Source organism: Gluconacetobacter tumulicola, from assembly GCF_014174215.1.
Lineage (GTDB): Bacteria > Pseudomonadota > Alphaproteobacteria > Acetobacterales > Acetobacteraceae > Gluconacetobacter > Gluconacetobacter tumulicola.
The window spans coordinates 1-24,030 of the sequence record NZ_JABEQL010000032.1 but is presented as its reverse complement, the minus strand read 5'-3'; the positions used below and the strand labels follow the sequence as shown (position 1 = coordinate 24,030).

21 protein-coding genes and 1 rRNA gene are annotated in these 24,030 nt (G+C 66.9%); 13 read left to right on the top strand and 9 right to left on the bottom strand.

Annotation, left to right across the window (positions count from 1 at the left end):
- Positions 1 to 25 precede the first annotated feature (25 nt).
- Together HLH29_RS16845 and HLH29_RS16840 are read left to right on the top strand one after the other, a co-directional pair.
- Complete coding sequence (locus HLH29_RS16845) at positions 26 to 1,219, top strand: hypothetical protein (RefSeq protein WP_182968542.1); 1,194 nt, start codon at positions 26 to 28, stop codon at positions 1,217 to 1,219.
- Positions 1,216 to 1,866, top strand: coding sequence for an ABC transporter ATP-binding protein (locus HLH29_RS16840; RefSeq protein WP_182968541.1), 651 nt, complete (start codon positions 1,216 to 1,218; stop codon positions 1,864 to 1,866). Before HLH29_RS16845 ends, HLH29_RS16840 begins: the two co-directional genes overlap by 4 nt.
- Here HLH29_RS16840 and HLH29_RS16835 read toward each other — a convergent pair.
- Genes HLH29_RS16835 through HLH29_RS16815 form a run of 5 tightly spaced genes read right to left on the bottom strand, consistent with a single transcriptional unit; the run spans position 1,839 to position 8,663 of the window.
- On the bottom strand, positions 1,839 to 4,337 hold the full coding sequence (locus tag HLH29_RS16835) for a TonB-dependent receptor plug domain-containing protein (RefSeq protein WP_246374360.1): 2,499 nt from the start codon (positions 4,335 to 4,337) through the stop codon (positions 1,839 to 1,841). The two genes, HLH29_RS16840 and HLH29_RS16835, sit on opposite strands and share 28 nt — an antisense overlap.
- A 50-nt stretch (positions 4,338 to 4,387) precedes the next feature.
- Positions 4,388 to 5,689: a Zn-dependent hydrolase gene (locus tag HLH29_RS16830; protein ID WP_246374359.1), complete on the bottom strand. Its 1,302-nt coding sequence runs from the start codon at positions 5,687 to 5,689 to the stop codon at positions 4,388 to 4,390.
- Positions 5,690 to 5,692: 3 nt separating this feature from the next.
- Entirely contained in the window at positions 5,693 to 6,619 is a 927-nt protein-coding gene (locus tag HLH29_RS16825) for a dihydroorotate dehydrogenase (protein WP_182968540.1), read from the bottom strand.
- On the bottom strand, positions 6,616 to 7,431 hold the full coding sequence (locus HLH29_RS16820; protein WP_182968539.1) for a dihydroorotate dehydrogenase electron transfer subunit: 816 nt from the start codon (positions 7,429 to 7,431) through the stop codon (positions 6,616 to 6,618). Before HLH29_RS16820 ends, HLH29_RS16825 begins: the two co-directional genes overlap by 4 nt.
- Positions 7,428 to 8,663 carry an MFS transporter gene (locus tag HLH29_RS16815; protein WP_182968538.1) on the bottom strand — a complete coding sequence of 412 codons (1,236 nt, stop codon included), beginning with the start codon at positions 8,661 to 8,663 and terminating at the stop codon, positions 7,428 to 7,430. Before HLH29_RS16815 ends, HLH29_RS16820 begins: the two co-directional genes overlap by 4 nt.
- A gap of 225 nt (positions 8,664 to 8,888) precedes the next feature.
- On the opposite strand from HLH29_RS16815, the gene HLH29_RS16810 reads away from it, so the two are divergent.
- Entirely contained in the window at positions 8,889 to 9,899 is a 1,011-nt protein-coding gene (locus tag HLH29_RS16810) for a LysR family transcriptional regulator (RefSeq protein WP_246374358.1), read from the top strand.
- Here the strand turns inward: HLH29_RS16810 and HLH29_RS16805 are convergent.
- On the bottom strand, positions 9,889 to 10,692 hold the full coding sequence (locus tag HLH29_RS16805; protein WP_182968537.1) for an NAD kinase: 804 nt from the start codon (positions 10,690 to 10,692) through the stop codon (positions 9,889 to 9,891). The genes HLH29_RS16810 and HLH29_RS16805 overlap by 11 nt on opposite strands.
- A 194-nt stretch (positions 10,693 to 10,886) precedes the next feature.
- Positions 10,887 to 11,726 (bottom strand): nitrilase-related carbon-nitrogen hydrolase, encoded by an 840-nt coding sequence (locus HLH29_RS16800; RefSeq protein ID WP_182968536.1) that lies wholly within the window; start codon positions 11,724 to 11,726, stop codon positions 10,887 to 10,889.
- A 184-nt stretch (positions 11,727 to 11,910) separates the two neighbouring features.
- Between HLH29_RS16800 and HLH29_RS16795 the strand changes: the two genes are divergently transcribed.
- Positions 11,911 to 12,846, top strand: coding sequence for a cation diffusion facilitator family transporter (locus tag HLH29_RS16795; RefSeq protein ID WP_182968535.1), 936 nt, complete (start codon positions 11,911 to 11,913; stop codon positions 12,844 to 12,846).
- A gap of 126 nt (positions 12,847 to 12,972) precedes the next feature.
- Here the strand turns inward: HLH29_RS16795 and serB are convergent, their stop codons facing one another.
- Positions 12,973 to 13,869 carry a phosphoserine phosphatase SerB gene (gene serB, locus HLH29_RS16790; RefSeq protein ID WP_182968534.1) on the bottom strand — a complete coding sequence of 299 codons (897 nt, stop codon included), beginning with the start codon at positions 13,867 to 13,869 and terminating at the stop codon, positions 12,973 to 12,975.
- A gap of 30 nt (positions 13,870 to 13,899) precedes the next feature.
- On the opposite strand from serB, the gene miaA reads away from it, so the two are divergent.
- The 6 genes from miaA (at position 13,900) to HLH29_RS16760 (ending at position 19,983) form a co-directional block, all read left to right on the top strand.
- Positions 13,900 to 14,898: a tRNA (adenosine(37)-N6)-dimethylallyltransferase MiaA gene (gene miaA, locus HLH29_RS16785; protein WP_182968533.1), complete on the top strand. Its 999-nt coding sequence runs from the start codon at positions 13,900 to 13,902 to the stop codon at positions 14,896 to 14,898.
- A 72-nt stretch (positions 14,899 to 14,970) separates the two neighbouring features.
- Positions 14,971 to 16,797: a biosynthetic-type acetolactate synthase large subunit gene (gene ilvB, locus HLH29_RS16780; RefSeq protein ID WP_182968532.1), complete on the top strand. Its 1,827-nt coding sequence runs from the start codon at positions 14,971 to 14,973 to the stop codon at positions 16,795 to 16,797.
- Positions 16,798 to 16,902: 105 nt separating this feature from the next.
- On the top strand, positions 16,903 to 17,412 hold the full coding sequence (ilvN, locus tag HLH29_RS16775) for an acetolactate synthase small subunit (RefSeq protein WP_182968554.1): 510 nt from the start codon (positions 16,903 to 16,905) through the stop codon (positions 17,410 to 17,412).
- 47 nt (positions 17,413 to 17,459) lie between these two features.
- On the top strand, positions 17,460 to 18,479 hold the full coding sequence (gene ilvC, locus HLH29_RS16770) for a ketol-acid reductoisomerase (protein ID WP_182968531.1): 1,020 nt from the start codon (positions 17,460 to 17,462) through the stop codon (positions 18,477 to 18,479).
- A gap of 234 nt (positions 18,480 to 18,713) precedes the next feature.
- The gene (locus HLH29_RS16765; RefSeq protein ID WP_246374356.1) at positions 18,714 to 19,223 is read left to right on the top strand and encodes a GNAT family N-acetyltransferase; all 510 of its coding nucleotides are present in this window, start codon (positions 18,714 to 18,716) and stop codon (positions 19,221 to 19,223) included.
- Between the two features lie 64 nt (positions 19,224 to 19,287).
- Positions 19,288 to 19,983 (top strand): fumarylacetoacetate hydrolase family protein, encoded by a 696-nt coding sequence (locus tag HLH29_RS16760; protein ID WP_182968529.1) that lies wholly within the window; start codon positions 19,288 to 19,290, stop codon positions 19,981 to 19,983.
- On the opposite strand, the gene HLH29_RS16755 is transcribed toward HLH29_RS16760, so the two are convergent.
- Entirely contained in the window at positions 19,968 to 20,132 is a 165-nt protein-coding gene (locus HLH29_RS16755; protein ID WP_182968528.1) for a hypothetical protein, read from the bottom strand. The genes HLH29_RS16760 and HLH29_RS16755 overlap by 16 nt on opposite strands.
- On the opposite strand from HLH29_RS16755, the gene HLH29_RS16750 reads away from it, so the two are divergent.
- The 3 genes from HLH29_RS16750 to HLH29_RS16740 form a co-directional block, all read left to right on the top strand.
- Positions 20,125 to 20,637, top strand: coding sequence for a GlcG/HbpS family heme-binding protein (locus HLH29_RS16750; protein ID WP_408871987.1), 513 nt, complete (start codon positions 20,125 to 20,127; stop codon positions 20,635 to 20,637). The two genes, HLH29_RS16755 and HLH29_RS16750, sit on opposite strands and share 8 nt — an antisense overlap.
- Positions 20,638 to 20,812: 175 nt before the next feature.
- Positions 20,813 to 23,416 (top strand): ATP-dependent chaperone ClpB, encoded by a 2,604-nt coding sequence (gene clpB, locus HLH29_RS16745; RefSeq protein WP_182968527.1) that lies wholly within the window; start codon positions 20,813 to 20,815, stop codon positions 23,414 to 23,416.
- A gap of 517 nt (positions 23,417 to 23,933) precedes the next feature.
- Positions 23,934 to 24,030, top strand: a 16S ribosomal RNA gene (locus HLH29_RS16740); the annotation flags it as partial.

Below are 24,030 nucleotides of genomic sequence, written 5' to 3'. Positions count from 1 at the left end.
CGGAGATCGGGGAGGGGAACGCGGCATGTATGGTCGTCTGGCACGCCTGCGTCTGGAATGGTACGGCCGGCTCGGCCGCGACCTGCTGGCACGGCATTGGCAATGGGCGCTGCTGGCAACCCTGCTGGTGCCGGGGGCGCCGATCGTCGCACCCTTTCTCAAATTTTCCGTGCTGCTGGGGGCGGTGGTTGCGCCCGGCGTGGGGATGGCGGGGCATGCCCTGCTGGCGGTGGTGATCGATCTGGCGGCCATGCTGTGGATCATGCCGCAGCGGCGGGCGGTGTCGGGTGGGGCGTTCATGGGCTATGTGGCCACCCTGCCGGTGTCGCGCCCCATCCGGCAGGCCGTCGAGGCCACGATGCTGGCGGTCGCCAATGGTCCGCTGCTGCCCGTGGCCGGGCTGGCCGCCGCACGGGCGGCCGTGCTCGCGGATGGGGCGTATCGGGCGTGCGGCTTCCTGGCGGTGCTGGGCCTGGCGGCCTTGGCGCAACATGCCGTCGTCACCCGGCGGCTGTTGCCGCTCGGTGGGGTGGCGATGGGTGACTTGCTGCTTGCCATGGGGCTGGATGCCGCATCGCCACCGGCGCGCTGGTGCCTGCTGGCGGTGGCGCTCGCAGTGGCCGTGGCGGGGGTCGGCGGCTGTCCGGCGGGGCTGGGTGGGCGATGGAGGCGCGGGCGTACCGGGCCGGGGGCGGTGATGTTCGATCGCCGGCGGATCGTCGCGCCCGCGCTGCGGGTCCAGTGCGGAATCCTGGCGGATCGGCCGGTGGTGTCCGTGCTGCGGATCGGTGCGGCGGTCGGGCTGGCCATGGGGGGCGCGCGGCTGGTCGAGCTGTTCGATTTCGACACGCGGGCGATCCCGACCATGATCGTGGCGGTGGCGGCGACCGGCCTGCTGCTGGCGGGCCTGTATTGCACCCTGTCCGACGCGCATCGGGCGGCGGCGCCCTATCTGGCCGCGCTGCCGCTGCCGCCGCGCTACTGGCCGCTGCGCGATACGGGGTTCCTGATGCTGGTCAATCTGGTGCCGCTGGCGATCCTGTTCCGGCCGCAGGGGCGCGGCCTGCTGGCGGTGTCTGCCGGGCTGGCGGTGGCGGGACAGGCGCTGCTGGTGGCGCTGCGCTGGCCGGTGCTGCGTGGCGGGCGCCATCGGTTGGTCCTCAGCCTGGTGCTGGCCGCCGGCTGGTCGGGCGCCGCGATCGCGGCGGTGTCGCGATGAGCGGCGGCGGCCGTCTGGCCTGCGCGGGGCTGCTGGCCACCGCCGGCGGGCGCACGATCTTCGAGGGGCTGGGCCTGGATCTCGGGCCGGGGGTGCATGCCCTGCGGGGCGAGAACGGCATCGGCAAGTCGACGCTGCTGCGCCTGCTGGCCGGTGCGCGGCCGATCGAGGCCGGGCGTATCCTGGTCGACGGGATCGACCTGGCACGGGCGCCCGAGGAGGCCAGGCGGCGCCTGGCCTATGTGCCCGATGAAAGCCCGGTCTATCCTTTCATGACCGGCGAGGACCTGCTGCGTTTCGTCGCCGCCGCGCGGCGGGCTGCGATCGGCCCGGAGGTCGCGGCCATGGTCGGCGCGTTCGGGCTGGAGCGGCACCTGCGCACGCGCTTCGATGCGATGTCGCTGGGCACGCGCAAGAAGATGCTGGTCTGCGCGGCCTGGATCGCGACGCCCCCCGTGCTGCTGCTGGACGAGCCTTCGAACGGCCTGGACCCGGAGGCCCGCGACCATCTCGCCATCCTGTTGCGCCGGGCGGGGTGCGACAGGATGGTGCTGTTTGCTTCGCACGACGAGGATTTCATCGCGGCGTGCGGCGCGGCTACGGTCGAGATGCGCGCCCTTCAGAAATCGAGCGACGTGCGGACGTAATACATGCCGCCGCTGAAGCCATAGGGTCCGAAATAGGAATAAAGCGACTGGTTCTGCAATTTTCCACGGATGGCGTAGGGAACGCGCGTGGGGTACTTGTTGCCGATATTGCGTCCGCCGACGGCGACGGCCCAGCGCGGCAGGATGCGGTAGGACACTTCGAGATTCGTCAGCATCGCCGGATTTTCCGATACGCCGGGCAGGGCGGGTGACGGCAGGAACAGGGTCGAGCCATAGCGCTGTTCCTGCGCGAAGATCGACCAGCGTCCATATTTCCAGGTGATATCGAGATTTTCCCGGTTCTTGGGGCTGGTATGGAGCAGGATTTCCTCGGCATAGGTATTGAAGCTTTGCAGGCCGAGATTTTTCAGGACCGCCGGCGTCTTGTTGTAGCTGCGGATTTCGTTGTCGGAGAAATTGACGCCGACGCGGAAATCGAACGATCCGTAGCGTCCGGTGTTCCACAGGTAGTCGAGGCTGAAATCGCCGCCATAGGTCTGGGTATTGACGGGGTTGGTGTAATAGGACGCATAGGTCACGCCGCCCAGCCCGGCCTGGCTGAGGATGTTGGCCACTGCCGGTCCGCCCAGCGCGGTGGTGCTGGCAAGGCGGTCGTTGATCGCGATGTAATAGAGATTGCCGATGAGGTGCATGTTCTCGATCGGCGAGGCCTCGAAGCCGATGCTGTAATTGCGCGAATATTCGCCCTTGAGCGGCCCGCCGCCCAGCGCGCGCGCGGCTTCGCTGTTGCTGGGGAGCTGGTCCTGGGAATAACCGGCGAAGGGCGCGTTGTAGTAGAAATATTGCTGTCCGAGCGTGGGCGGACGATAGCCGGTGTTGAAGCTGGCCCGGACGGCGAAATGCTTCGAGAAATTATAGCGTGTTCCGACCGACCCGGTTTCGATGGTCGCCAGGTTGTTGTAGCTGACGCTGCGGCCGCCGATGGTCCATTCCCATTTGGGCGTCAGGTAGAATTCGAGATTGACGTGCCCGTCATAGACGTCGCGATTCTGGTTCGTCGCGGCAAAGGGCTGGTTGCCCGCGTGATCGGAGGCGCCGCGGCCGTACCACGAGCCGTATTCGCCCTCGGTCATCTGGAACGTGTCATGCCGGTATTCGAAACCGAAATCGAGGTTGATCGGCCGGGGCAGCAGCGCGGTCGCGAATGCGCGCGAGGCCCGGAAGCCGGATGTCAGTTCGGAGACGATCGAGGCGCCGTCATCGAAATCCGTCGGGCTCATGGTGCCGAGCGTGATGTTGTTGGTGTGGATGGTCGAATAATCCTGCTGGTCGCGGGCGAAGTTGGTATAGACGTCCCACGCGAAGCCGCCCAGCGTGCCCTTGAAGCCGGTATCGGTCTCGAAATCATACTGGTCCAGGCCCAGATAGGGCAGCATGCCGTTGGGCCACAGCGCCGGGGTGGTCAGGGACGACGCCGCCGACTGGTAGGTCAGGGCGACATGGCTCGCGCGGTGGGAGAAGGTGGAGGTGTTGTAGAGATTGATCGTGTTCGTGACGGGCAGGTTCGTCACCGCGCTGATCGTCTCCATCGTGGATTTCGGAATGCCCATGATCCGCTGCACGTCGCGGCTGTCGGTCGCGTTGCGGGGGTCGGGCACGCCGCCGGCCAGGGCGGGATAGAGGGTGCCGTTGAACAGGCCGCTGCGGTTGGTGGGCAATTGATGCGTGACCTGGGCGGAAATGTTGAAGCTGCCGCGCTGGCCGACCGCCATGCCGTAATGCGCCGATCCGTCCAGCGCCTGGCCGTCCCCGGCGTAAAAGCCGCTGTTCTTGAAATTGATCGTGCCGCCGTCGGTGCCCTGTTTCAGGACGATATTGACCGCGCCGGCGATCGCATCCTGGCCGTAGAGGGCGGTCGCACCTTCGGTGATGACCTCGATATGGTCGATCGCGGAGATCGGGATCAGCGCGATGTCGGTGGGTTCGGTGCCCCAGTTCGGGCCGGCATTGGGGTTGAAATTGGCCCCGATATGCCGGCGATGCCCATTGACGAGGATGAGCGTGTCGTCAGCCGACAGGCCGCGAAGCTGCATGGTCTGGACCAGGGCGTTGCTGCCCGTGGCGCCGAGCGGCGGCGAGGTGATGGACGGGGAACTCTGGGCCAGCGCCTCCATGACGTTGGTTGCGCCGGTCTTCATGAGCGTGGCGCCCGAGACGATCACGACCGATGTCGTGCTGTGGGTTTCCGTGGTCGTGGCGAGGGCGCCCTGGCCGGCATTGGTGCCGTGGACCACCCGGATTTCCTCGGCCTGCATGGGGCGCGGCGCGGGATGGGGCACGGTCCGGGCGGCGGGCAGGGGCGTGGAGGCCGGTGCCGGCTGCTGGGCGGGGGGTGGCGCGGCCTTTGCGCTCGCCGCGTGCTTCCTGGCCGTCGCCGCCTGCGCCAGCCCCGACAGGGATGTCGTCATCAGCAGGGAGAGCGAGAGATACAGAAAACATTGCCTGTTCATGTCGTATTTGTCCCGGAACGAAATGATTGCGAGGGGGCGCCGCCGGCCCGTCAGGGCGGCGGGCTGAGGAGGGCGTGGAGAAGGACCTCCACACCCGTGAGAAAATCGTCGATTTCCATGGATTCGCACGGATTGTGCGATCCATGCTGGTTGCGGACGAACAGCATGGCCGAAGGAATGCCGGCCCGGGCGAAGATCGTCGCGTCATGGCCCGCGCCGCTTGGGAGTGTGGCCGGGGGAATGCCGAGATCGACCATGATCGCGCAGAGTCGTTCGCGCCATCCGGCATCCATCACCCCGGGCTGCACGGTGCTGCATGGTCCCGTCTCGACCGCGACCCCGCGCGCGGCGGCGACGGTCCGGCAGGTTTGCTGGAACAGGTCGTCGAACAGGCGCAGCGTCTTTTCGGACTGGCTGCGGAATTCGAAGGAGAAGGATGCCTGTTCGGGAATGCGTGAAATCGCATGGCGCGCAGCATCGGTCTGGCAGCGCCCCGCATTCATGACGAGGTCGTGGCCTTGTTCCAGCAGGCTCTCCCAAGCTGTTTCCATTTTCGACAGGATGGCGCAGGTGGCCAGGACCGCGTCATGCCGCAACGCGCGGGGGACCGCCCCGGCATGTCCGGCCTGCCCCGTGCAGGTGACCGACGGGTAGCGGACATTGCCCCGCACGGCGCTGACGACGGCCACCGCCTGGTCCTGTGCCTCCAGGACCGGCCCCTGTTCGATATGCAGTTCCAGCCAGCAGGCGATGCCGGCGGGATCCACCAGCCTGTCGCCGCGCGACACCCGCGCCAGGTCGGCGCCCACGCGCGCCATGCAGGTGGCCAGGTCCGCCTGTCCGTCGCTGGAGTGCAAGGCGAGCATCCCGGGCGTGATCTGCCCGAACAGGGCCGAGGAGCCGAGATGGGGCACGCTGAATTCCGCGCTTTCCTCGCCCCGCAGGCCCAGCAGGCGGATCGTGCGGAGTGGTACGATGCCGGCCCGCCGGATCGAGATCATTGCGACCAGACCGGCGACGACCCCGGCGGCGCCGTCGTAATTGCCGCCCTGGGGCACCGAATCCATGTGTGATCCGGTGACGATCGCCGGCTGGTCGGGGTCCCGGCCCGGCAGCGTGACGACCAGGTTCGCCGCGGCGTCGCGCGTCGTCTCCAGGCCGTAGGCACGGGCATGGGCCTCGATGATCTCGATGGCGCGGGTTTCGCCGTCGCCATAGCTGCGGCGCGTGATCCCGACCCCGTCGCTCCCCGCCGCCTGCAATTCGGCGAACAGGCGGCGGGCCAGCGCCGGGGCGCCCGCGAACAGGGAGGGGGCCGGACCATGCGGCATGCGGGTCGGGGTAGCGTTCATCGGTCAGGCGTCCTTGTGGACGGTGGACGGAAAGAGGCCTGATGTCGTCAGGTCCGCGATGCGGGCCAGGTCGTGGGCGGCGCCGTACCGTTCCAGCCCTTCGAGGATCTCGATCATCGCGCGGCTGTTGACGAAGGTGGCGGTGCCGACCTGTACCGCCGTGGCGCCGGCCAGCATGTATTCGGCCGCGTCCTCGGCGGTCGCGATGCCGCCGCAGCCAATGATGGGCAGGTCGACGGCGCGCGCGCATTGATAGACCTGGCGCAGGACGATGGGCTTGATGGCGGGCCCGGACAGGCCGCCCATGACGTTGCCGAGCCTGGGGCGGAAGGTCCGTGTGTCGATGGCCATGGCCAGGACCGTGTTGGCCACCACCAGCGCGTCCGCGCCGCCGTCGCGGGCGGCACGGGCGATCTCGGCGATATCGCCGACATTGGGCGACAGCTTGACCCACAGCGGAAGCCGCGTGGCGCGGCGCACCGCGCGGACGGCGCGCTCGGTGCCGGCGGCATGCATGGCGAACGCCCTGCCGTCCGCCTCGAGATTGGGGCAGGAGATATTGGCCTCGATCGCCGCGATGCCGGGTACGTCGACCATGGCCGCCAGTTCGGCGAATGCCATGGCGGTGGGGGCGGATATGGAAACGACCAGGGGGGCCTTCCACCGCCGGTAATGCGGCAGGTGGTCGTGCAGGAAATCACGCGCGCCGGCCGACGGGATGCCGATGGCGTTCAGCATGCCCGACGTGGCCTCCGCGACGCGCGGCAGCGGGTTGCCGGTGCGGGGGGCGCGCGTGATGGTCTTGAGGACCAGGGCGCCGAGCCGGTCGAGGTCGAAGACGTCGCCCAGCCCTTCGGCGAAGGTGCCGGAGGCGGGCATGACCGGGTTCTTCAGGCGCAACCCGCCGATGGAGACCTGCATGTCGATCATGCCACGGCGTCCATCAGGTCGAAGACCGGGCCGTCCCAGCAGACCCGCTTGTGAACGATGCCGCCGGCACCGCGGAAATCGCGGACGCAGCAGAAGCACATGCCCAGGCCGCAGGCCATCTGCTGTTCCATCGCCACCTGGCCGTCCAGCCCGTATTCGGCGGCCAGTGTCTGCTGCACCCGCAGCAGGCGCGCCGAACCGCAGGTCAGGAAGGCATCGCAGCGCCCCTGGCGGACGAGGTCGCGCAGGAGTGCCTCGACCCGGGCCGGGTCGCTGGTCCCGGCCGCGTCGGTCACGACATGGATCTCGATCCCGTCCGGACCCGTGGGCAGGGGCGGAACCAGCGCCGCGTCGCGCGCCGAAACGATGAGCGTGACGCCGATGCCGCGTGCGTGCGCGGCGGCGACCAGCGGGTGCAGGGTCGCCAGGCCGACACCGCGCCCCACCACCGCCACATGCTTCCAGTGCGGGGCGAGGCGGTAGCCATGTCCCAGCGGGCCGAGGATGCGCATCGGGTCGCCGGGCGCCATCAGGGCCAGGCTGCGCGTGCCTTCGCCTGTCACCTTGTAGAGGAATTCTATTTCCGCATCGTCCGGGCGCGCGGCGTACAGGCTGAACGGGCGGCGCAGATAGGGGATGTCCGCGCGGGCCGGCGAACAGGCGATCTGGTAGAACTGGCCGGGCATGCCCGCGGCCAGGGCGGCGCTTCCCCGCACCGTCATGTGCCGATATTCGCGGTTCACCAGGTCATGGCTGACGATGGTCGCGATTTCGTCGACGGGACGGGGATGGCGGCCGGAAGGGACGGTCATGATGCCGGTGTCTCCTGCGTGTCGCTGATCAGGGCCAGCGCGGCGATATCGATCAGATAGAGGATCGAGAGGACGGCGATCGTCCTGCCGATTCCCCACGAGACGGACAGTGCGCCCATCACCACCGGCCCGAATCCGCCGACCAGCCGGCCGCCGTTGAACAGGAGATTCTGGGCGGTGGCGCGTATGGTCGCGGGGTAGGAATCGCTGATCAGGGCGCCGTAGCCGCCGATCATGCCGTTGACGAAGAAGCCCATGGCGGCGCCCGCGACCAGCAGGCCCGGCGGCGTGGTCATCTGGGAATAGACGACGACCATGATCGCGGCGCCGCACATCCAGGTCCGGAAGGCGATTTTCTGCCCCAGCCTGTCGGCCACGTGGCCGAAGGAGGCGATGCCCGCCGCCATGCCCAGGACGGTCGTGGCCGTCCACAGTCCCGTGCGGGTCAGGGTATATCCGAAATGGCCCGCCAGATAGTTCGGCAGCCAGATCATGACGCCATAATAACAGAAATTCTGAACCGAGCAGAGAACCAGGATGCCGAGCGCGGTGCGCCGCGCGGCCGCGCTGCCCAGGAGGGGGCGCAATGACAGCCCCGGTCGGGCGGAGGCCGCCGGGCGCGGGCTGCCCGCCGGTTCGGCCAAGCCGCGCCGGATGAAGACCGCGACCAGCGCCGGAACCGCGCCGAGCAGGAACATGCCGCGCCAGCCGATCAGCGGCAGCAGCAGCGGGGTGGAGATCGCCGCGAGAAAGACGCCCGCCTGCCAGCCGAGGCCGACATAGGACGAGGCCCGGGCGCGATAGGCCGGCGGCCAGGATTCGGCCACCAGCGCCATGCCGATCCCGAATTCTCCGCCCAGTCCGACCCCTGCGGCCACGCGACAGGCCAGCAATTCGGCATAGGAATGCGCGAAGGCGCACAGGCCGGTAAAAAGGGCGAAGACAAGGATGCTGATGGCCAGGACACGAATCCGACCCAGTGCATCCGACAGCAGGCCGAAGCCCAGCCCGCCGGCGACGGTGCCCAGCAGCGTGGCGGTGACCAGCCAGGAGCCCTGTACCATGTCAAGGTGAAGATCCTTGACCAGGGAGGGCATGACGAAGCCAAGCAGCAGGAAATCGAAGCCGTCCATCGCATAGCCGACGGCCGACCCCGCGACACTGGCCCATGGAAGCCGGGCACGGGCAGGCCGCGATTGTTCGGGTAATGGAGAGATTACTCGGGAAGTCATGCGAAACGGTCCAATTCCTCTCTGCCCCGCGGAGGGTCGACGTGGCGTCGCTTCGGGACGGGCGGTGATCAATGGTGGATGCTGCCCGCAAACCCGGAGGAATTTCCAGTCCGCGTCCGTAACGTAGGAACGGGCGGCCTGTGCTGGAAAGCATCGATTTTAGGGCAAGCTGATGCCGAAACGGCATCGGCTGCGGCATACCCTGCCGGGGGAGCGCGGGGTATCATGCGTGCGGGCGACAGGGGGCTGTTCGCGGATCGGCGGGATATGCGCGACATGGCGGCTTCTACGAAAAAGACGGTGCCGGGGAAGACCAAGCTGCGTCTTCATTCGGCCGTTCTTCATTATTTCGATGCGGTGCATCGCGCGGGATCGGTCCGCGAGGCGGCGCGGCGGCTGAACGTCGCGTCATCGGCCGTCAACCGGCAGATCCTTTACCTGGAAGAGGAACTCGGCACCCCCCTCTTCATGCGCCTGTCGTCGGGCATGCGGCTGACCAGTGCTGGAGAATTGCTGGCGCATCATGTCCAGCTGGTCCTGCGCGATGCCGAGGAGGTGTCGTCGCGCCTCGACCAGTTGCGCGGCCTGCACGCGGGGCATGTGGAGGTTGCGACCGTGGAAGGATTATGCGCCTTCATCCTTCCTGAGGCCATCGGGCTGCTGGCCCGCCGCCATCCCAGGATCACGGTCGGCGTGCAGGTCCTCGATACACGCGACATCCCCGGTGCCATCGCACGCGGCGACGCGCATATGGGCCTGGCGTTCGAAGTCAGCAAGCAGCCGGACATCCGGCAGCTTCACGTCGCACCCTTCGTGCTGGGGGCGATCGTGCGTCCCGATTCTCCCCTGGCCGTGCGGCGGGTCTCCGCCCTGTCGGATTATTTCGACATGCCCGTCATCCTGCCCAAATCGAATTTCGCCAATCGCGCGCAGCTCGACGCCCTGCTGCCGCATGCCATCCGCCAGGAATGCCGCCGGTACGACGTGGGGTCGATCGAACTGATGAAGCAGCTCGTGCTGCGCAACGCGGGTGTCGCGTTCATGACCCAGGTCGGGATCGAGCCCGAATTGCGGGCCGGGACGCTGCAGCATATCCCGATCGACCATCACCGGAAGCGGGTCGTCAGCAATCTGGGCCTGTACGCCCACGCCACGGCGCCGCTGCCGGTCGCCGCCGACGCCCTGGCGCGCCACCTGATCGGCGTGATGGGGGCCGGGGGCGTTCCTACACCGTGAACTGTTCGGCGAGTATCCGTTCCGACAGGCTCTGGTCGGCGTCGAACAGAAGGGTGGCGTGGAGGGTGCGGTCCTCGGCGATCTCGACCCGCACCACGTCGCGGACTTCCGTGAAATCGGCGACGGCCGCGACGGGGCGTTTCTCGCTCTCCAGGATCGTCAGCGTCACCCGCGCGGTGGAGGGCAGCAGCGCGCCGCGCCAGCGCCGGGGGCGGAAGGCGCTGATCGGGGTCAGGGGCAGGAGATTGGCCGAGAGCGGGACGATCGGCCCGTGGGCGGACAGGTTGTAGGCGGTCGACCCGGCGGGGGTGGCGACCAGCACGCCGTCGCAGATCAGTTCCGGCATGCGGACCCGGCCATCGACCTCGATCTCGATCTTCGCGGCCTGTCGGGTCTGGCGGAACAGGAACACGTCGTTCAGGGCCAGGGCCTTGGTTTCCACGCCCGCGCGGTCGACCGAACACATGCGCAGCGGGTGCAGCGTCGCGGCCTGGGTATGGGCCAGATGGGCCGGCAGGTCGTCGGGCACGGACGGATTCATCAGGAACCCGACCGATCCGCAATTGATCCCGTAGACCGGCGTCGGCTCGCCCAGCATGCTGTGCAGCGTCTCCAGCATGAAGCCGTCGCCGCCCAGGCAGATGACGGCGTCCGCGTCTGGCGGGGCATACTGGCCGTAACGGGCGACCAGCTCGTCCTGCGTCCGGCGGGCGACATCGTTCGGGGCCGAGATGAAGCACAGGCGGCGCGGCGCGCCACTGCGGGGCCAGATTGGGGGATGGACTTCGGTCATCGCACGGTCGCGGCCGGGTGGGGCGCTGTCACGTATTCAGAGCCTGACCGGAAATGTGGGCTGGCGAGCGAGAGCGGTCCGCAAGGGCCGCGCCCGGCGTGGGTTTCCGAGCATCGGAGCGGAGCGGCCTTGATGGAAGTGAGCACCGAAGCGCAGGAAACGCGCGTCGGATTGCCGCCAGCGCGCATTTCCGGTCAGGCTCCCAGGCGGCGATGGGCCAGCACGGGCATGCCGGCACGGACACGCTCGACCTGGTCGAGGGTCAGGGTGGCCGTGGCCCAGCCGACGCCGTTCGACGCCTGGGTGACGATCGTGCCCCAGGGGTCGATGATCATGGAATGGCCGTAGGTGCGCCGGGCATGGCCGCCCGCATCGATATGGGTGCCGGTGGTGCCGCAGGCCACGACCCAGCACTGGGTTTCGATCGCCCGGGCGCGCAGCAGCGTGGCCCAGTGGGCCTCGCCGGTCTCGGCGGTGAAGGCCGCCGGCAGCACGATCACGTTCGCGCCGCGCCTGCGCAGGGCCAGGAACAGTTCGGCGAAGCGCAGGTCGTAGCAGATGGCCAGCCCGGCGGTGAACGCGCCCACCGGGACGGTCACGACCTCTTCGCCCGGGGCGTAGGTATCGCTTTCGCGATAGCCTTCGCCGCCGGGGGTGGTGATGTCGAACAGGTGGATCTTGCTGTAGCGCGCCCGTTCCACCCCGTCGGGGCCGAAGACGAGGCTGGTGTTCAGCAGCTTCCCGCCATATCGCTGGCCGATCGACCCGCCATGCAGGGTGATGCCGTGTTCGCGTGCGGTCTCGGAGAGGAAACGATAGAGCGGGCCGGCGCCGGCCGTGGCGCCGGGGGCGGGCAGTTCCTCGGCATTGGCGAATTTGGTTTCGGCCGCGCCGCCCAGGCAGCTCCAGATTTCCGGCAGCACCACCAGGTCTGGCCGGTCGGCGGCTACGGCGGCCGCGATCAGGTCACGGGCCTGGGCGATATTGTCCGGCAGGGACGCGCCGGGGGCCATCTGGACGACAGTGGTGCGCACCTGACACTCCGTGCGAAAGCGGACGCGGCCGGCCGGCCGATCCATGGTCTCGAGCCGCCTTTTATAAGGTGCGGGCCGACCCGCCCGCAACTGCCGCCCGCTTCGGGGGGCTGGTTTTCGGTGTCGGCATCTTCGACGCGGCCGGCATCCGGTCTATGCTGGGCCTTCGCTGTCCGGAGTGACCATGGCCGCCTCTTCGTCCCGTTTCGTGATCTACGCGGCCCTGGGGGGCAACCTGCTGGTTGCTGTCGTCAAGTTTGCCGCCGCCTTCATGACCGGCAGCGCCGCGATGTTGAGCGAGGCGATCCATTCGCTGATCGACACCGGCAACCAGATGCTGCTGCTGGTGGGCCTGCGCCGTGCCGCGCGCCCGGCTACGCCCCTGCATCCGTTCGGCTATGGGCTGGAACTGTATTTCTGGACCTTCGTGGTGGCGCTGCTGATCTTCGGCCTCGGGGCCGGTGTCTCGGTGATCGAGGGCGTCAGCCGCATTCGTCATCCCCAGCCGGTGGATCATGTCGTCGTCAATTACGTGGTGCTGGCGCTGGCCATCCTGTTCGAGGGCTCGGTCTGGCTGATGGCGCTGCGGGCGTTCCGGCGCAACGGCAAGGGGCGGCGCGGTTGGATCGAGGCCGTGCGCCACAGCAAGGACCCGACCGTCTTTACCGTGCTGTTCGAGGATACGGCGGCGCTGTGCGGCCTGCTGGTCGCGTTGCTGGGCAATATCCTGGCGGAAACGCTGGACCAGCCGATGCTCGACGGCGTGGCCTCGATCCTGATCGGCGTGATCCTGACCGTGACCGCCGCCTTCCTGGCGCGGGAAACCCAGTCCCTGCTGACCGGCGAGGGCATGGCGGTGGAATCCCAGGCCAAGGTCCGGGCCCTGGCCCTGCGTGAACCGGGCGTGCTGGGGCTGAACGAAATGCGTTCGATGCATTTCGGTCCGTCGGATGTGCTGGTGGCGTTGAGCCTGGATTTCGACAACGGGTTGAGCGCCGGGCAGGTGGAACGGTCAGTCTCTCATATCGAGGAACAGATCCGCGCGGCGGTGCCCGAGGTGACGCATGTGTTTATCGAGGCGCAGGATGCGTCGGCGCGGATGGCGAAGGGAAAGCGGTAGAAGTTCTTTTTTGAAAAAAAGAACCAAAAAACTTTTATTCGTTCAGGAGCCTTGTGCTGGGGACACGCGATGACCCTGAACGATTGAAAGTCTTTTTGCTTCTTTTTCTTCAGAAAAAGAAGGGCTTTAGTCCTCGCTCACGAACGATGTCGCCGGATAGCCCTGCGCAAACAGCAGTGCACGCAGGCTGGCGTGTTCCACCCGGTTGCCGATTGCCGCGCGGACGATCGGCTTGGCGTGGAAGGCGATGCCGAGGCCGGCGTCCTTCAGCATGGCCAGGTCGTTGGCGCCGTCGCCCACGGCCATGGTGGCGGCGGGTTTCAGGCGCCCGTCTTCGGCCAGGCGGCGCAGATGGGCCAGCTTGGTGTCGGGGCCTAGGATCGGCTCGCCGACCGTGCCGGTCAGGATGCCCTTCTGGATCTCCAGCACGTTCGCATGATGTTCGGTGAAGCCGCACAGGGCCGCGACGCGGCTGGTGAAGAAGGTGAAGCCGCCGGAGACCAGGGCGGTGCGGGCGTTGCGGGCGCGCATGGTGGCCACCAGTTCGCGCGCGCCTTCGTTGAGGCGTACGTCGTTCCAGGCGGTTTCCAGCAGGGTGGCGGGCAGGCCGGCCAGCAGGGAAACGCGCTCGCGCAGGGCGGCGGCGAAATCGATCTCGCCGTTCATCGAGCGCCGGGTGATCTCGGCGATGCGTTCGCCGATGCCGGCATGGGCGGCCAGGTCGTCCAGCGTCTCGTTGGCGACGATGGTGCTGTCCATGTCCGCGACCAGAAGCCCTTTGCGTCGTCCGCGCGAACGCGTCAGAAGGACGTCGATCTGGCGCGGGCCGAAGACGGCGCGCATCGTGTCCAGCGTCGGCATGCCCGAATGGGGCGCGGGGCTGGGAATATCCACGGCCTCGCCGGGCGAGAGGATGACGGGGACGCCGCCCTTCACCATGTCCCGCGCGGCGCGGGCATCGGCGTCGGTCAGGGTCGTGGCGTCGCGGCGGGCGACGAGCGTGATGGTATGGGACAGCGACATGACGAACAGGCGTGTGACAGGGAAGGCGGCATGACGCAAGCGGTGGATCTGTCGCAACGGCCGGTGGTGGTGATCGCGGGGCCGACCTGCTCGGGCAAATCGGCGCTGGCGCTGGCGGTGGCGCGCGCGACGGACAGCGTGATCATCAACGCGGATTCGATGCAGGTCTATCGCGATCTGCGGGTGCTGACGGCCCGGCCGACGCCGGAAGAAGAAGCGGCCGTGCCGCATCGTCTGTATGGTGTGTTGCCCGCGCACGAGACCGGCAGCGTCGCCTGGTGGCGCGCCCGCGCGATAGCGGAAATCGAGGCGGCGTGGGCTGAAGGGCGGTTGCCGGTGCTGTGTGGCGGCACCGGCATGTATATGCGCGCGCTGACCGACGGTTTGACCGACATTCCCGACCCCGGTGCCGAGGCCCGGGCTGAGGCGCGCCGGCTGGTCGAGGAAGAGGGGTCGGCGGCGCTGCATGCCCGGCTGGCGGCGGTCGATCCCGAAAGTGCGGCTGCGCTGCGCCCCTCCGACAGCCAGCGCGTGGCCCGCGCGTGGGAGGTCTGGTCGGGCACCGGGCACGGCATGGCCCATTGGCGCCGGGCCGCGACGCTGCCGCCTCTGGCCTGTCACCGGGTGGCGGTGCGGCTGGAGCCGCCGCGTGATGCGTTGCGGGCCGCGATCGCGCGGCGCTTCGATGCGATGCTGGGGGCCGGGGCGCTGGAGGAAGTGCGGACGCTGCTGGCGCAGGACCTGTCCCCGGCCCTGCCGGCGATGCGCGCGCATGGCGTGCCGGAACTGGCCGCCCATCTGCGCGGGGAGCTGACAGTGGAGGAAGCCGCGGGCCGTGCGGTGCTGGCGACCGGGCGCTACACGCGGCGGCAGACGACCTGGTTTGCCCATCACAGCCTGGCGGATGCGGCCGATACGCGGGTGATCGACACGCGGATCGACAGCGATGCGCAACAAATGGAAAGAAATGACGGCAACGTCATTTCTTTTATTCTAAACCGGATTGACGCGGGCCGTCAGTTTCCCTAAACCCAGCCCACATTCCGTCCGGAGGGGGCCTTGTGGCCCCGCGTCAAACACGCCGGATGGAGGAGCAGGGACATGAACGCGACACCCAACCTGAACGACCTGAAGCCGAACACGCGTGACCACGGAGCGGATATTGTCCTCTCCGGTGCCGAGGTTTTGCTTCGCGTTCTCGTCGAGCAGGGGGTCGATGTCATCTTCGGCTATCCGGGTGGCGCGGTGCTGCCGATCTATGACGCGCTGTTCAAGCAGAACGCGGTGCGCCACATCCTGGTGCGGCACGAGCAGGCGGCCGTGCATGCGGCCGAGGCCTATGCGCGCTCGACCGGCAAGGTCGGCGTGGTGCTGGTCACCAGCGGCCCGGGGGCGACCAATGCCGTGACCGGCCTGGTGGACGCGCTGATGGATTCCATCCCGGTGGTGTGCTTCACCGGGCAGGTCGGCGTGCCGCTGATCGGCACCGATGCGTTCCAGGAGGCCGACACCACGGGCATCACCCGTCAGGCCACCAAGCATAATTATCTGGTGAGGAAGCCGGCCGATCTGGCCCGGGTGGCGCACGAGGCCTTCCACATCGCCCGCAGCGGCCGGCCCGGCCCGGTGGTGGTGGACCTGCCCAAGAATATCTCGGTGGGGCCGGCGCCCTATGCCCCGGCGTCGCGCGCGCCGCATCCGTCCTACCGTCCGCGCACCGAGCCGGAGCGCGAGGCGGTGGTGCGCGCCGTCGCGGCCATGAAGCGTGCGCGCCGGCCGCTGTTCTATACCGGCGGCGGCATCATCAATGCGGGCCCGCAGGCCAGCGAGGCGCTGGGCCGGCTGGTGCGCAAGACCGGCTTCCCCTGCACCTCGACCCTGATGGGGCTGGGCGCCTATCCGACCACCGACCGGCATTTCCTGGGCATGCTGGGCATGCATGGAACCTATGAGGCCAATCTGGCCACCCATGGCTGCGACGTGCTGGTCGCGCTGGGCGCGCGCTTCGACGACCGGGTGACCGGGCGGCTGGATGCGTTCTCGCCGGATTCGTTCAAGATCCATGCCGATATCGAGCCCTCGCAGATCAACAAGATCGTGCAGGTCGACGTGCCGATCGTCGGCGATGCCGGTCGCGTGATCGAGATGATGCTGGAGGAATGGGACCGCCAGGACGGCGCGCCCGATCCGGCGGCGCTGGGTCAGTGGTGGCAGCAGATCGATGCCTGGCGCGGCATCCGCAGCCTGCATTTCGACCAGGACAGGACGCCGTCGGCGATCATCCGGCCACAGCATGCGGTCCGCCGGCTGTATGAGCTGGCGATGGAAACCGGGCGCGACACGTTCGTCTCGACCGAGGTGGGCCAGCATCAGATGTGGGCCGCGCAGCATTTCCAGTTCGACCGGCCGAACCGCTGGCTGACTTCCGGCGGGCTGGGCACCATGGGCTACGGCCTGCCGGCGGCGGTGGGCGCGCAGGTCGCGCATCCCGACGCGCTGGTGATCGACATCGCGGGCGAGGCCTCGACGCTGATGAACATCCAGGAACTGGGCACCATCGCCCAGTACCGCCTGCCGGTGAAGCTGTTCATCCTGAACAACCAGTATATGGGCATGGTCCGCCAGTGGCAGGAACTGCTGCATGGTTCCCGCTATTCCGAGAGCTACAGCGCGGCCCTGCCGGATTTCATCCGCCTGGCCGAGAGCTTCCATGCCAAGGGCATGCGCGCGACCTGCGTGGGCGAACTGGACGACGTGATCCGCGCCATGCTGGCCGAGCCCGGCGCGGTGGTGGCCGATATCTGCGTGGCGCAGGACGAGAACTGCTATCCGATGATCCCGTCCGGCGCGGCCCATAACCAGATGCTTCTGGGTCCCGAGCAGGAAGGCGAGGTGAAGGTCAGCGCCGAGGGCCGCATGCTGGTCTGATCCGACGCCCCTTCGCCCCCGGCCCATCCGGCCGTCTCCCTTGATATACACCGGCAGCGGGGTTCGCCCCGTGCCGGGCCCTGTTCAGGAATTCTCATCATGACCATGCAGGACGAGACGACAGTCTCCGCGGTCATCTCCATTCTGGTGGAAAACGAAAGCGGCGTGCTGGCCCGCGTGATCGGGCTGTTTTCGGGCCGTGGCTACAATATCGAAAGCCTGACCGTGGCGCCGGTCGAGCAGTCGCGCCACCAGTCGCGCATCAATATCGTGACCTCGGGCACGCCGCAGGTGATCGAGCAGATCAAGGCCCAGGTGGGGCGGCTGGTGCCGGTCTATCGCGTGGCCAACCTGACGCAGGTGGGGCCGCATGTCGCGCGTGAAATGGCGCTGGTGAAGGTCGTCTCGAGCGGCGAGGCCCGGACCGAGGCCCTGCGCATTGCCGAGGCCTTCCGCGCGCGCGCGGTGGACACCACCGCCACATCCTTCGTCTTCGAGCTGACCGGCGCGACCGAGAAGCTTGATTCGTTCATCGACCTGATGCGTCCGCTCGGCCTGGCCGAAGTCTCCCGCACGGGCGTGGCCGCGATCATCCGGGGCCCCCGGACGATCTGACCGCGGGTCATCCATCCTTATCTTTCGTCTCAACAGGAGGTCTTATCATGCGCGTGTATTATGATCGCGACGCCGACGTGAACCTGATCAAGTCCAAGAAGGTCGCGATCATCGGCTATGGCAGCCAGGGCCACGCCCATGCCAACAACCTGAAGGACAGCGGCGTCACCGAGATGGTGATCGGCCTGCGTCCGGGCTCGTCCGCCGTGGCCAAGGCCGAGGGCGCGGGCTTCAAGGTCATGGACCCCTCCGCCGCCGCCGCCTGGGCCGACGTCGTGATGGTGCTGACCCCGGACGAGGGCCAGGGTGCGCTGTACAAGGAGCATCTGGAAGCCAACCTGAAGCAGGGCGCGGCGCTGGCCTTCGCGCATGGCCTGTCGATCCATTTCCGCATCATCGAGGCCCGTCCGGATCTCGACGTGTTCCTGATCGCGCCCAAGGGCCCCGGCCACACGGTGCGTTCGGAATATCAGCGTGGCGGCGGCGTGCCCTCGCTGGTTGCCGTGGCGCAGAACGCGTCGGGCAATGCGCTGGAAATCGCGCTGTCCTATGCCTCGGCCAATGGCGGCGGTCGTGCCGGCATTATCGAGACGAGCTTCAAGGAAGAGGTCGAGACCGACCTGTTCGGCGAGCAGGCGGTGCTGTGCGGTGGCCTGGTCGAGCTGATCCGCGCCGGGTTCGAGACGCTGGTCGAGGCCGGCTATGCCCCCGAGATGGCGTATTTCGAGTGCCTGCACGAGACCAAGCTGATCGTCGACCTGATCTATGAAGGCGGCATCGCGAACATGAACTACTCGATCTCGAATACGGCGGAATACGGCGAATACGTCACCGGCCCGCGCATCGTGACGCCCGAGACCAAGGCCGAGATGAAGCGCGTCCTGACCGACATCCAGGACGGCACGTTCGTGCGCAACTTCATCCTGGAAAACCAGTCCGGCAATGTCGGCTTCAAGGCTATCCGCGCCCGCAACAACGCCCACCAGATCGAGCAGGTCGGCGAGAAGCTGCGCGCGATGATGCCGTGGATCGGCAAGAACGCGCTGGTCGACAAGACCCGCAACTGATCATGCGACAGGCCGGGCGGGTGATTGTGGCCGCCCGGCCGTAAATCTTCTTTTTCTGAAGAAAAAGAAGCAAAAAGACTTTTGATCTGTTCAGGGACATTGTGTGTCCCCAGCACAAGGCTCCTGAACGAATCAGGAGTTTTTTGGTTCTTTTTTGTAAAAAAGAACAGAAACCCTGCCGGAATCCATCGAAAGGGCTGTGTGATGCACGCCGTCAGCACACGATGGGCGACCATGGCCGATCTTCCGGCATTGGGGTCGCTGATCGCCCTGTCGATCGAGACCTTGCAGGCGGGGTTCCTCACGCCCGAACAGATCGCGGCCAGCCGGGCGATCATGGGGCTGGATACCCAGTTGGTCGTCGACGGCACTTATCTCGTGGCCGAAAAGGACGGCGAGATCGTGGGATGTGGCGGCTGGAGCCGGCGTGCGACGCTTTATGGCGGCGATCACAGTACGCGCCTGCGCAACCCGCAGCTTCTCGATCCTGCCCGTGACGCCGCGAAGATCCGTGCGATGTATACGCACCCGCGTTGCGCGCGGCAGGGTATCGGCCGTGTGATCCTGTCGGGGTGCGAACAGGCTGCTTGTGCCGCAGGATTTTCGGCGGTGGAACTGATGGCGACGCTGAGCGGCCAGCCGCTTTATGTGGCGAGCGGGTACCAGCCTGTCGAAACGGTCGAAGCGATCGTGAACGAGGTTGCTGTTCCGCTGGTCCGGATGCGCAAGCATGTTACCGCGTAAGGGCTCTTTCATGCCGGTGGAGAGTGGGAATAAGCTTGCCCGGCTCAGTCAATAAGGACACCCCATGACCGATTACGTCATCGCTCAGCCGCCTCAGCCCAGCCTGTCCGTCACGGGGACCGATGCCCGTTTCCCGGTGCGCCGGATCTGGTGCGTCGGCCAGAACTATGCCGAACATGCGCGCGAAATGGGGAGCGATCCGGATCGGGCACCGCCTTTCTTCTTCGCCAAGCCGGGCGATGCCGTTGTTCCTGGCGGCGGGGTGCTGCCCTTTCCGGTCAGGACCGCCAATCTGCATTATGAAGTCGAGCTGGTGGTGGCGATCGGCACCGGCGGCCGGGATATCCCGGTGGATCAGGCGCTGTCGCATGTCTATGGCTATGCGCTGGGCCTGGACATGACGCGCCGCGACCTGCAGGCCGAGGCCAAGAAGGCCGGTCGGCCGTGGGCGCTGGCCAAGGGGTTCGATCAGTCCTGCCCGATCGGGCCGGTGGCGCCTGTGGCTGTGATCGGCCATCCGGAGCGCGGGCCCATCACCCTGTCGGTGAACGGGATGGTTCGTCAGCAGGGTGACGTGTCGGACATGATCTGGCCGGTCGCCGATATCGTCTCGCAGCTCAGTGCCTTCGTTGAGCTGGCGCCGGGGGACCTGATCATGACCGGCACGCCGGCGGGCGTTGGCGCGGTGCAGCCGGGCGATGTGCTGCATGCAAGCTGCGTCGGGGTCGGCACGCTGGATGTGACCTACGGCGCTGTCTGATCGGCCATGATGCCGTCCGGCGCCAGCAGGTCGTCGATGAACAGCGCGATCTTCTGTGAGTGGGCGATGCTGACGGGGTGGATGGCGTAGAAGGTGACCGGGTCCGGCTCCCAGGCTTCCATCACCGTTACCAGCCGTCCGGTGTGCACGGAATCCTCGACTACGGTCGCGGGCCAGCTGACGGGCGGACCGGCCCGTGCCGTCGGGCCTTCCGTCATCACCACCCAGAAACTGTCGTGGGAGGTTGCCGATCAGCTCGCGGCGGCTGCCGTGCGGATCTGTGCCGCGCGCGGCTGGTCGGTGACCGCCGCCGTGGTCGATCCGTCCGGTCATGAGCAGGCGATCATCAAGGGCGATACCGTGCCGTTGCAATCGCTGTCGGTATCCTACCGCAAGGCCTACACCGCTTATGCCTATGGCATGACCTTCGACAAGGATACGACCAGCGCGCTGATCGCGGCCAAGGTCACCGGGCCGGCCAATGGGGCGCTGAACACGATTCCGCAGGTGCTGTTCGTGCCCGGTGGCGTGCTGCTCCGCCGGGCGGATCGTTCGGTGCTGGGGGGCCTGGGCGTCTCGGGCGCGCCCGGCGGCGATCTGGACGAGGCCTGCGCCGTTGCGGCGGTTAAGGAAGTCTTGCCCCGGTTTCAATGATCGGTGTCATGAAACCGGCCGCGCGAGGGGCGGGGCAGTCATGTGCCATCGCGTCTCCAGACCCTTGTAACAACGTCTCATTATCCCCATCTCGACCTCTGTGTGGCGTGCCATTGCCTTATGAAGGGATGGCATCCCCAGCTTCAGGTCGCCTGAGTGAAAGGGACATGGGATTATGAATATCGAGAAATTCACCGAACGGTCGCGCGGGTTCCTCCAGGCCGCGCAGACGATTGCCGTGCGTGAGTACAATCAGCAACTGACGCCCGAACATCTGCTGAAGGCGCTGCTGGACGACCCGGAAGGCGCGGCGTCCGCGCTGATCCGCGCTGCCGGTGGGCAGGCGCCCGCCATTCAGGCGGCGGTCGAGGCCGCGCTGGCCAAGCTGCCCCGCGTGCAGGGTGGCGGGGCCGGTCAGCCCCAGGCCACGCCCGATCTGGTCCGGCTGCTGGATGCGGCGCAGAGCGCGGCGCAGAAGGCCGGTGACGAATATGTGGCGCAGGACCGTCTGCTGGTGGCCATTGCCGCCTCGGACACGCCGGCCGGCCGCGCGCTGCGTGAGGGCGGTGCCACGCCGCAGGCGCTGGACAAGGCGGTTGCCACCATCCGCAAGGGCCGTACCGTGACCAGCGAGAACGCCGAAGCCAGCTTCGATGCGCTGAAGAAATATGCCCGCGACGTGACCGAGATCGCCCAGCAGGGCAAGCTGGACCCGGTGATCGGACGCGACGAGGAAATCCGTCGTGCGATCCAGGTTCTGGCCCGGCGCAGCAAGAACAACCCGGTCCTGATCGGCGAGCCCGGCGTGGGCAAGACCGCGATCGTCGAAGGGCTGGCCCTGCGCATCGTCAATGGCGACGTGCCGGAGGCGCTGAAGAACAAGCGGCTGCTGTCGCTCGATCTCGGCGCGCTGGTGGCCGGTGCCAAGTTCCGGGGTGAGTTCGAGGAACGGCTGAAGGCCGTGCTCAAGGAGATCGAGAGCGCCGAAGGGCAGGTGATCCTGTTCATCGACGAGATGCACACGCTGGTGGGGGCCGGCCGGACGGATGGCGCGATGGATGCGTCCAACCTGATCAAGCCGGAACTGGCCCGCGGCACGCTGCATTGCATCGGCGCCACCACGCTGGATGAGTACCGCAAGTATATAGAGAAGGACGCGGCCCTGGCCCGGCGCTTCCAGCCGGTCTATGTCGGCGAGCCCTCGGTGCCCGATACGATTTCGATCCTGCGTGGCATCAAGGAGAAGTACGAGCTCCATCACGGCGTGCGGATCACCGACAACGCGCTGGTGGCGGCGGCGACGCTGTCCAACCGCTACATCACCGACCGTTTCCTGCCCGACAAGGCGATCGATCTGGTGGATGAGGCGGCCAGCCGCCTGCGCATGCAGATCGACAGCAAGCCGGAGGAACTGGACGAACTCGACCGCCGGCTGATCCAGCTGAAGATCGAGCGCGAGGCGATCCGCAAGGAAGAGGATGCCGCCAGCCGCGAGCGTCTGGTGAAGCTGGAAGCCGAACTGGCGGAGATCGAGGAAAAATCGAACGCCATGTCGGCGGCCTGGCATGCCGAGAAGGACCGCGTGAACGCGATCCAGAAGCTGAAGGAACAGCTCGACCAGGCGCGGTCGGATGTCGAGGTCGCCCAGCGGCGCGGCGATCTGGGTCGGGCGTCGGAACTGATGTACGGCGTCATCCCCAATCTGGAGGGGAAGATCTCCAGTGCGCAGGAAGCGAATGAAAGTGCCGCCGCGGGCGCCGGGCTGGTCAGCGAGGCCGTGACTGAACAGGGCATCGCCTCCGTCGTGTCGCGCTGGACCGGCGTGCCGGTGGACCGCATGCTGGAAGGCGAGCGGGCCAAGCTGCTGCGGATGGAAGACGAACTGCGCCGCAGCGTGGTGGGTCAGGAACCGGCGCTGAAGGCGGTGGCCAATGCGGTGCGGCGTGCCCGCGCGGGCTTGCAGGACCCCAACCGGCCGATCGGCTCGTTCCTGTTCCTTGGCCCGACCGGTGTGGGCAAGACGGAGCTGTGCAAGGCGCTGGCCCGCTTCCTGTTCGATGACGAGAAGGCCCTGCTGCGCATCGACATGAGCGAGTTCATGGAGAAGCATGCGGTCTCCCGCCTGATCGGCGCGCCTCCGGGCTATGTCGGTTACGAGGAAGGCGGCGTGCTGACCGAAGCGGTGCGGCGCCGGCCCTATCAGGTGATCCTGTTCGACGAGGTGGAGAAGGCGCACGAGGATATCTTCAACGTCCTGCTCCAGGTGCTCGATGACGGGCGGCTGACGGACGGGCAGGGGCGGACGGTCGATTTCCGCAACACCATCATCGTCCTGACCAGCAATCTGGGGTCCGATGTCCTGGCGCATCTGCCGGACAATGAATCCACCGATATGGTGCAGGCCGAGGTCATGAAGGTGGTGCGCAATCACTTCCGGCCGGAATTCCTCAACCGTCTCGATGAGATCATCCTGTTCTCCCGTCTCCAGCGGGCGGACATGACGCGGATCGTCGATATCCAGATCGGGCGCCTGCGCAAGCTGCTGGACGAGCGGCATATCGAGCTGGATCTGGACGAACCCGGGCATCTGTGGCTGGCCGAGGAAGGCTACGATCCGGTCTACGGCGCGCGTCCGCTGAAGCGGGTGATCCAGCGCACGTTGCAGAACCCGCTGGCGGGGCTGCTGCTGGATGGCACCATCCATGATGGCGAGCGCATCAAGGTGTCGGCCGATGACAAGGGGCTGACCATCAACGGCCGGTCGATCGCCGAAGACTGACCGGTTGGCGGGGCGGCGCAATGTGATGCGCCGCCCCTTTCAGGGGCTTTTCGCGGCCCTGACATGGAAAAGCAGAAAAAAGTTCATTTTCTTATCCACGCTTTGTCCACAGAGGGGTGTGGGCTCCCGGTTGGGTGGGCCGGTTTTCCGGGAAAAACAGGGTGTTTTGGGGCTGTTTTGAAGCGCGTTGACATCCCCCCCCGATCTCCGTAAAACCCGCTTCACCGAACGGCACTACCGCTTCGGACCGGTTCTTTGACAATAGAATATGGAATGGAAGGGATATGTTGGCGGCGTTCTGGCGGCCTGCGAGAGTGGGTTGTTAGGGATTGGTTTTATCTGGGTTTAGCCTGGGTTTGATTGATGCCTGCTTGGACGCTGTGATGCATATTTCTTTGATTTATGCGTTTTTATAGCTTCGAGTTTGATTGCTTGGGCCTTTGGTTTGAGTAGTTAAGGCTTGGATTGAGTTCGGGTTTGTTTGTTTTGGGTTTCTGCTTTTGTGGAGATCTGAGATGAACCTGAGAGTTTGATCCTGGCTCAGAGCGAACGCTGGCGGCATGCTTAACACATGCAAGTCGCACGAACCTTTCGGGGTTAGTGGCGGACGGGTG